This is a genomic window from Aerococcus sp. L_32, assembly GCF_050689315.1.
Genome location: NZ_JBOEQF010000383.1, coordinates 1 through 1,825 on the forward strand (window position 1 = coordinate 1; position 1,825 = coordinate 1,825).

General features: G+C 38.2%; 4 protein-coding genes. All 4 read right to left on the reverse strand.

Annotation, left to right across the window (positions count from 1 at the left end; translation table 11 throughout):
- Positions 1 to 359, reverse strand: a 359-nt coding sequence (era, locus tag ACRCJ0_RS13155) for a GTPase Era (protein WP_431390712.1), incomplete at its 3' end; no start/stop codon positions are given.
- Positions 360 to 494: 135 nt separating this feature from the next.
- Positions 495 to 920, reverse strand: a complete 426-nt coding sequence (locus tag ACRCJ0_RS13160; protein ID WP_431387333.1) for a diacylglycerol kinase family protein — start codon at positions 918 to 920, stop codon at positions 495 to 497.
- Entirely contained in the window at positions 895 to 1,314 is a 420-nt protein-coding gene (ybeY, locus tag ACRCJ0_RS13165) for an rRNA maturation RNase YbeY (protein ID WP_232089790.1), read from the reverse strand. Before ybeY ends, ACRCJ0_RS13160 begins: the two co-directional genes overlap by 26 nt.
- Positions 1,315 to 1,405: 91 nt before the next feature.
- A partial coding sequence (locus ACRCJ0_RS13170; RefSeq protein ID WP_431390711.1) for a PhoH family protein occupies positions 1,406 to 1,825 on the reverse strand: 420 nt, incomplete at its 5' end.

Consider the following 1,825-nt stretch of genomic DNA (forward strand, 5'->3'; position numbering starts at 1 on the left):
GATACCTTATCAATTTTATTGACACCCAAGAACTTACGAGTCTTGTAGTTTTTAATCTTTTCAAAGACAAATTTGTCACCCGGACCAATAGGTTCTTCCGCATTCACCAACATTAAGATGGCATCTACTTCTTCAAGTGATTGGTAGGCAGACTTATTCATGAATTCGCCCAACTCATTATGCGGTTTATGAATACCTGGTGTATCAATGAAAACAATTTGCGCCTCATCTGTTGTATAAACCGCTTGAATTTTGTTACGCGTCGTTTGCGCCTTGTCAGACATGATGGCTACTTTTTGTCCCACTACGCGGTTTAAAAAGGTTGATTTCCCAACATTAGGACGGCCAACGATGGCCACAAATCCTGACTTATAACCATCAAAGTCATCTTCAGCTTGGTCTCCGTCATCCTCTAGTAATTTTTCTAAATCCTCAATGTTGTCAAAATCATTTATATTAAAATCTTCTATATTCAAGAATAGTCTCCCTTATTTTTATGTTAATTTGAAAAAAAGTAAAATCTCAGGTACAAAAATTAGCAAGCCAACAATTACAGCCATTGTAGATGAAATCAGTACGCCACCAGCCGCTACATCCTTCACATTTTTTGCAATGGGATGGTATTGGTTGTCGGTCACTAAATCAATAATCCACTCAGCAATGGTATTGGTAATTTCCATACAGATCACAATAGCACAGGTTAAAATTAAAATTAACCACTTTTCAATGGACAAAGCAAAAAACCAAGCGGCCGACATGACTAAAATCAACCCCAAAATTTGGTAACGAATGTTTCGTTCATGGATAAAGGCAAATTTTATCCCACTTAAGGCATACCCCATTGATTCAAAAAAATTATGGTTCTTATCCACTTTTGGTGGTTTTGGTACTTGTTTACGCTCTTTTAAGTCCATAGGCATCTAAAATCTCTTTCTGTAGACCAAACATTTCCTTTTCATCTGCTTCATTCAAATGGTCGTAACCATTCAAATGCAAGAATCCATGGACAGCTAAAAAGCCTAGTTCACGTTCAAAAGAATGGCCATAATCAGCTGCTTGTTCGCGTGTTTTATCAATGGAGATAAAAAGATCGCCCAATTCACGGGGCATATCCTCTGGCAAGCCCATAACTGCTAATTCATCTTCACCTAAATCTTCAATCGCAAAAGAAATCACGTCAGTTGGACGGTCAATGTTGCGATAAGTTTTATTGATTTCATGAATTTCTGCATCGTTCACGATGGTCAAAGATAAGTCAATTTCTCCAGTAAGTTTCAAATAATCTGCTGCAAAATCCAACAATTCATGCAACATCTCTTTATCTTTACTAGAAAGCCCATTCGTCTTATCTTCAAAAATTAAATCTAACACTTTTTCACCTTTTTTCTTTTTGCCTTGTCTATCGTTAATTACCCTTATCTTCATTGGCATAGGCATTGATGATTGCTGAAACCACTGGGTGACGAACAACATCAGTCGCTGTAAAGTGCACAAAGTCGATATCTTTAATCCCCTGCAAGTGTCTTTCCGCATCGATTAACCCGGATTTAGCACCTCTAGGTAAATCAATTTGTGTCTTGTCTCCATTGACAATCATCCTAGACCCGAAACCAAGACGTGTTAAGAACATCTTCATTTGGGCAACCGTTGTATTTTGTGCTTCATCAAGAATGACGAAAGCATCTTCCAAAGTCCGACCACGCATATAAGCAAGTGGTGCCACTTCAATCACGCCACGTTCCAGTAAGCGTTCAGTATGCTCCCGGCCATAAATAGTATATAGGGCATCATATATTGGTCGTAAGTACGGATCAACCTTCTCTTT